Genomic DNA, 6,383 nt, shown 5'->3' with positions numbered 1-6,383 from the left:
ATCCGTCACCGGGGAGGCGACCTGCGCGCGGGGGCCCCGCCGCGCGGACGTCCGCGCGGCGGGGCCCCCGCGCGCAGGTCGCCTCCCCGGTGACGGATGGGAGCCGGGCCTGCGGAAAGACGGGGGGAATGCGCACCGAACCTGTTGTGGGACCCGACCGCGAACCGCTCGCCCGTCTGCACGACGCCGCCGGGAAGGCCGTCGACGCCGGAGTCGGATGGCTCGCGGGCGCGGGGGACGAATGGTCGGAGCGGAGGTTCAAGGCGTCGGGCGAGGAGGTCACGGCCGCCGACGCCGAGGTGGAGCGGCGGATCACGCGCGTCCTGCGGGAGCACGCGCCCGGCATCCCGGTCGTCGGCGAGGAGACGGACGGGGAGGACGGGGGCGCCCTCCCCTCCCGCTGCTGGCTGCTGGATCCGATCGACGGCACGATGAACTTCACGCGCGGCGCCCCGCTGCACGCCGTCTCGCTGGCGCTGGTGGAGGACGGGGAGCCCGTCCTGGGCGTCGTCCACGCCCCGGCCCTCCGCCGCCGCTGGAGCACCGGCCCGGTCTCGGGCGCGGACTCGGGCACGGGCCCGGCGGGCGGCGCGCCCCACGAGCCGTCCGGCGCCGAGCAGGAGCTGTCCCGGGCGGTGGTCGGCGTCACGGGTGCGGGCGGCGGCGGTTCCCCGTCGGGGAGGCTGCTGGCCGCCCTGCTGGACGGGGCGTACCGGGTGCGGATGCACGGCTGCATGTGCCTGGACCTGATCGGTGTGGCCGAGGGCTGGCTGGACGCCTGCGTGTGCGTCGGGCCCAAGCCGTGGGACGTGGCCGCGGGGGTGGCGCTCCTGCGCAGCCGCGGGTGGACGGTGCTGGGCGGGGACGGCGGGGAGTTCGCCTTCGGCTCGCCGGTCCTGGTGGCGGGGCGCGCGCCGCTGGCGGAGTCGCTGGCCGGTCTGTGGGCCCGGCTGAGCCCCGGAGCGGAGGCGGCGCCGTAGGGGCGGCGCCGCAGCGGCGCGACACGGACGACGGACAGCGGCGTTCCCATGGCGAAGCGCGCGGCGAGCCCCTAACGTACGCGCATGCCTCACCCCGCCGAGCTGTACTACGCGCCCAACCTGCCGCCCGACGAGGTACAGGCGCTGCTGCGCCGCGACCAGTTGCTCCTGCGGACCTGCCAGGCCTCGTTAGGCCGCGTCGGCAAGGACGTCCTCGGTCTGTCGGTGGAGCCGCGCCCCGGTGAGATCGTCCTGCACGCGGCGCTGGCCAGGGAGACGCCCGAGGTGGCGGAGGACCTGCACGACGTCGTCTCCGAGCTGGAGATCCTGCTGATGGGCGGGCCCGACGACCGCTCCGACATCTCCGTCCAGATCCACGTGGGGCCGCCCTGCCCCACCGACTGGCCCGGATTCGACCACGCGGTGCTCTACCTCGCGAAGGCCGGGGACCCGTGGGAGGGGAAGGACGGCTGACGACCGGCGGCCGGGGCCGGTCAGGGGGTGGCCGGGGCCGGGCCCACCAGCTTCTCCAGGACGTCCTCCATGGTGACGAAGCCCAGCAGCGCGCCCCGGTCGTCGGCGACGGCCGCCAGGTGGGTGCCGGCCGCCCGCATGGTGGTGAGGACGTCGTCCAGCGGGGTGTCGGCCTTCACCCGTACGACGGTGCGCAGGGCCTCGGGCGGGAACGGCCGGTCGCGGTGGACGACGCCGATGGCGTCCTTGATGTGCAGGTAGCCCAGCACCGTGCCGCCCGGCCCGGTCACCGGCAGCCGGGAGAAGCCGGCCGCGGTGGAGGCGCGCTCCAGCTCGTCGGGCGTGACGGTGTGGTCGACGGTGTACATCTCGGCCAGGGGCACCAGGACCTCGGCCACCGGGTGGCGGCCCAGTGCCAGGGCGTCGCGCAGCCGCTCGTGGCCGCCCGGTTCGATCAGCCCGGCCTCGCTGGCCTCCTGTGCCATGCGGGCCAGCTCGGCGTCGGTGAAGATCGAGGCGACCTCGCTCTTGGGCTCGACGTTCAGCAGTTTCAGCAGGGCGTTGGCGAAGGCGTTGATGCCGAAGATGACCGGGCGCAGGGCCCGGGTGAGGGCGACCAGCGGCGGCCCCAGCAGCAGGGCGGTGGGCACGGGCGCGGCCAGCGCGATGTTCTTGGGCACCATCTCGCCGACGAGCATGTGCAGGTAGGTGGCCAGGGTCAGCGCGATGACGAAGGCGATCGGGTGGATCAGGGCGTCGGGCACGCCCACGGCGTGGAAGGGCGGCTCCAGCAGATGGGCGATCGCCGGCTCGGCGACCGCGCCCAGCACCAGGGAGGAGACGGTGATGCCGAGCTGGGCGGTGGCCATCATCGCGGACAGGTGCTCCAGGCCCCACAGCGTGGTGCGGGCCCGCTTCATGCCCTTCTCGGCGTGCGGCTCGACCTGGCTGCGGCGCACCGAGATCAGGGCGAACTCCGCGCCGACGAAGAAGGCGTTGGTCAGCAGCGTCAGAAAGCCGATGGTCAGCTGCACGGCGGTCATCGGGCCTCCTCCCGGTGGGCCCGGCCGGCGGTGCGGGCGGGAGCGGTGATCCGTATGCGGTCGGCGCGGTGGTGGTCGACGTCGAGGACGCGCAGCTCCCAGCCGGCGATCTCGACGGCGTCGCCGGGTACGGGGATGCGCGCCAGGCGGGTGGCGAGCAGGCCGGCGGCGGTCTCGTAGGGGCCGTCGGGGGCGGCCAGCCCGATCGCGGTGAGCTGGTCCAGGCGGGCGCTGCCGTCGGCCTCCCAGCACTCCCGGCCGTCGGGGGCCGGGGGCGCGGGACGCAGATCGGGCTCCTCCATCGGGTCGTGCTCGTCGCGGACCTCGCCGACGACCTCCTCGACGATGTCCTCCACGGAGGCGACGCCGGCGGTGCCGCCGTACTCGTCGATGACGACCGCGACGGTGCGGCGGGCGCGCAGGCGCTCCAGGAGCCGGTCCACCGGCAGGGTCTCGGGCACCAGCAGCGGCTCGGTGAGCAGTTCGGTGACGGGGGTGAGGGAGCGTTCGGCGGCCGGGAGGGCGAGGATGTCGCGGATGTGGACGGTGCCGATCACCTCGTCCAGGGTGTCGCGGTAGACGGGGAAGACCGACAGGCCGGTGGCCAGCGTGAGGTTCTCGGCGTCGGCGGCGGTGGCGTGCGCCTCCAGGGCGCGTACGTCCACCCGCGGGGTCATCACGTTCTCCGCGCTCAGCTCGCTCAGGTGGAGGGTGCGCACGAACAGCTCGGCGGCGTCCTCCTCGATCGCGCCCTCCTTCGCGGAGCGGCGGGCCAGGGAGACCAGTTCGTCCGGGGTGCGGGCGGAGGCCAGCTCCTCGGTGGGCTCCAGGCCGAAGCGGCGCACCAGGTGGTTGGCGGTGCCGTTCAGATGGCGGATGAAGGGCCCGAAGACGGCGGTGAAGCCGCGCTGCGGTCCGGCGACGACGCGCGCGACCGCCAGCGGGCTGGAGATGGCCCAGTTCTTGGGCACCAGCTCGCCGACCACCATCAGCACCACCGTGGAGACGATCACGCCCAGCACGGTGGCGACGGTGGAGACCGCGCCGCCGGGCAGCCCGGCGGCCTGGAGCGGCCCGCGCAGCAGCACGGCCAGCGAGGGCTCGGCGAGCATGCCGATGACCAGTGAGGTGACGGTGATGCCGAGCTGGGCGCCGGAGAGCTGGAGGGTGAGCTGCCGTACGGCCTTCAGCGCGCTCTCGGCGCCGCGCTCGCCCTCGCGCGCGGCCCGTTCCAGTTCGCCGCGCTCGACGGTGGTCAGGGAGAACTCGGCGGCCACGAAGACCGCGCAGCCCAGGACGAGGGCGAGGGCCACCATCAGGAGCAGGACTTCGGTCACCGTGCCACCCCCGCTCCCGGATGCGTCGCGGAGCGGCCACGGGTGGCACGGCTGGTACTGGGAGGTTCGCCCATGGTGGGTCTGCTGCCCTCTCTCGGCTGGTCGGATTCCGGGTACCTCGGGTCGCGCCGAGGCCTCCCGCGCAAGTGTAAAGGATTCGCAAAGCCGCTCCCTCTCCCCCGCCGCCGCCGGGCCGCGGCTCCGCGGGCGGGACGGGCGCGGCCGGGACGGGCGACGGGGAGGGGCACCGGCTCGTACGATTCCTGTCCGGGCCGCTCCGGCGCGGCCCCGACTCCCGCCGACACCCGGAGCGCTCATGGCCCTGTGGGACCGCCTCGCGGAGTCCGCCCGGACGGTGCGGGCCCGCCTGGGGGCGAAGAGGAACGAGTTCAGAAGCGGCGCGTTCCGCGACGCCTCCATCGCGATGTGCGCGCTCGTCGCGGCGGCGGACGGCACGATCGACCCGGCCGAACGCCGGCGCGTCGCCCATCTGATCGAGCACGACGAGGTGCTCGGGGGCTTCCCCGCCGACGAGTCGCGCAGCCGCTTCGAGGACTGGCTGGACCGGCTCACCGCCGACTTCGACCTCAACCGGGCCGAGGCCCTGCGGGAGATCGCCAAGGCCGCGAGGAGGCCCGCCGAGGCCCGCGCCGTCATACGGATCGGCATCGCCGTGGGCGGGGCCGACGGCTACTTCGACGCCGCCGAGCTGGTCGTGGTCCGCGAGGCCTGCCACCTGCTCGACCTGCCGCTCCACGAGTTCGACCTCTGACCGGCCGGCGGCCCGCGCCGGCCCCGGGCGCGGGCCGCCGGCCCGGCCCCGGTCACCGGAGGCGGACGGGCGGACCCGGCGCCCGGCGCGGGGAGGCCGGGGAGGGGCGGGTCCCGGAGAACCAGGGCGGGAGCTGGTGGGGCCACCGCACGTACGTGAGCGGCGACGCGCCGGAGCGGGGGACGACCACGCCGACGGGCCACACCCGCAGCACGTAGTTCCCGGTGTGGTCGGCGGCGGCCAGCCGGAACGACAGCCCCTCCGCGAGCCGTTCGGCCGCGTCCTCCTGCCGCTCCTCGTCCTCGCACCACCGGCGCAGCTCCGTGGGCACGTCGGCCAGCCGGTCCGGTACGCGCCCGACCGTGCCCTCCGTGACCCAGTGGGCCGTCGCCGGGTCGGGGTCGAGTCCGTCGGCGACGCGGCGGGCCTGCTCCCGCAGCCATCCCAGCGCGAGACGGCCGCTGGGCCCCGCGTACCTGCCCAGCAGCACCGCCACGGGGGCGCCGTTCACCGGTCCCTCGGCGGTCACGTCGGCCCGGTAGGCGCGGACGCGGCCACCCGCGCGGCCCGGGCGGAGCACCGTCCGCGCCGGTCCGGCGGGCGCGGCCTGGCGCGCGCCGGAACGCGGCGGGTGCCGTACGGGTCCGGCGGCCCGGGCGGAGCGGGCGGGGGGAGGAGCGGGTTCGTTCGTCACGCCCTCCACGGTGACGCCGATCGCCCAGCGTGACAAGTGACTACGCAGAGCGAGGAAGGGTGTTGCGCGCGTCGGGGGTGGCGCGGCACCCGCCGCGCGCCGTGGCACCGCGGCGACCGCCCCGCCCGGCCATAACACCGTGCTATGGCCAGTTGGTATTAGCCAGCCGGGTCCGCCGCCGGGAATCCTGGTGCTCCCCCACAGGCACACACGCGGGCACCGCGTGTCGTCGAAATGAGGAGCCTTGCGCATAACCAGGCTGATCCCCGCACTCATAGCCGCTCTGCTCTCCGTGCTCACCCTCGCTCCGACCGCCGCCGTGGCCAAGGAGCTGCCGCCGGGCAGCGGCGGCCCCCAGCCGATCATCGGCGGCGGGTACGCGCAGAGCGCCCCCTGGGCGGCCCGGCTGTTCTCCAACGGCAGGGAGACCTGCAGCGCCACGATCATCGCGCCCACCTGGATCCTCACCGCCAAGCACTGCGTCAGCGGCGGAGGGCTGTCGTTCCGCATCGGCAGCCTCGACCAGCACAGCGGCGGCACCGTCGCCAACGGCACCCAGGTGTACAACCACTCCTCGGACCTGTCGCTGGTCCGCCTCGACCGCTCCGTCTCCGCCAGCTACGCCCGCCTCGGCCAGCCGGGCTCGGTGAGCGTGAACCAGACCGTGCAGGTCTACGGCTGGGGCGCGACGTCCCGCTGCGGCTCCGAGGCCACCTGCCAGTCCCGGTACCTGAAGGTCGCCAACGTGATCGTGACCGGCGGCTGCGGCGACGCCTACGGCGGTTCGGCGATCTGCGCGCGCCGCGGTGACGGCATCACCGCGGGCGGCGACTCGGGCGGCCCGATGATGGCGAACGGCGTCCAGGTCGGCGTCGCCTCCACCAGCGACCGGCAGACCACCACCGCGTACACGAACGTGACCGCGTACCGCTCCTGGATCCAGTCGATCGCGGGCGTCTGACCCACCACCCCCCACCTGTCCGCACCCGTCCCCGCGTCCTGCCGCGGCGGCGGGTGCGGACGCCCGTTTCCCCGCCGCGGCGGACGGTGAACGCCGGGCGCCGGGTCCCGGGCGGTCCGTGC

The 6,383-nt window shown here is 75.3% G+C and carries 7 protein-coding genes; 4 read left to right on the top strand and 3 right to left on the bottom strand.

The genetic code is table 11. The annotated features are described in order from the left end of the window. Positions 1-128: 128 nt before the first annotated feature. Together QC029_RS15010 and QC029_RS15005 are read left to right on the top strand one after the other, a co-directional pair. On the top strand, positions 129-980 hold the full coding sequence (locus tag QC029_RS15010; protein WP_279556145.1) for an inositol monophosphatase: 852 nt from the start codon (positions 129-131) through the stop codon (positions 978-980). A gap of 84 nt (positions 981-1,064) precedes the next feature. Beyond that, positions 1,065-1,454, top strand: coding sequence for a hypothetical protein (locus QC029_RS15005; RefSeq protein WP_279556144.1), 390 nt, complete (start codon positions 1,065-1,067; stop codon positions 1,452-1,454). 20 nt (positions 1,455-1,474) lie between these two features. Here the strand turns inward: QC029_RS15005 and QC029_RS15000 are convergent, their stop codons facing one another. Together QC029_RS15000 and QC029_RS14995 are read right to left on the bottom strand one after the other, a co-directional pair. Continuing rightward, on the bottom strand, positions 1,475-2,497 hold the full coding sequence (locus tag QC029_RS15000; protein WP_279556143.1) for a hemolysin family protein: 1,023 nt from the start codon (positions 2,495-2,497) through the stop codon (positions 1,475-1,477). Continuing rightward, positions 2,494-3,834 carry a hemolysin family protein gene (locus QC029_RS14995; protein WP_279556142.1) on the bottom strand — a complete coding sequence of 447 codons (1,341 nt, stop codon included), beginning with the start codon at positions 3,832-3,834 and terminating at the stop codon, positions 2,494-2,496. Before QC029_RS14995 ends, QC029_RS15000 begins: the two co-directional genes overlap by 4 nt. 316 nt (positions 3,835-4,150) lie before the next feature. On the opposite strand from QC029_RS14995, the gene QC029_RS14990 reads away from it, so the two are divergent. Beyond that, positions 4,151-4,606: a TerB family tellurite resistance protein gene (locus tag QC029_RS14990; protein WP_279556141.1), complete on the top strand. Its 456-nt coding sequence runs from the start codon at positions 4,151-4,153 to the stop codon at positions 4,604-4,606. A 52-nt stretch (positions 4,607-4,658) separates the two neighbouring features. Here the strand turns inward: QC029_RS14990 and QC029_RS14985 are convergent, their stop codons facing one another. Next, positions 4,659-5,300, bottom strand: a complete 642-nt coding sequence (locus QC029_RS14985) for a hypothetical protein (protein ID WP_279556140.1) — start codon at positions 5,298-5,300, stop codon at positions 4,659-4,661. A 244-nt stretch (positions 5,301-5,544) separates the two neighbouring features. On the opposite strand from QC029_RS14985, the gene QC029_RS14980 reads away from it, so the two are divergent. Then, a complete protein-coding gene (locus tag QC029_RS14980; protein ID WP_279556139.1) occupies positions 5,545-6,261 on the top strand; it encodes a trypsin-like serine protease in 717 nt (238 codons plus the stop codon). Positions 6,262-6,383: the final 122 nt, after the last annotated feature.

Origin of the sequence: Streptomyces sp. DH37, from assembly GCF_029813835.1 — a bacterium.
In the GTDB taxonomy this organism is placed as follows: Bacteria; Actinomycetota; Actinomycetes; order Streptomycetales; family Streptomycetaceae; genus Streptomyces.
The sequence above is the reverse complement of the archived record's forward strand: the minus strand, read 5'-3'. Positions and strand labels throughout refer to the sequence as shown.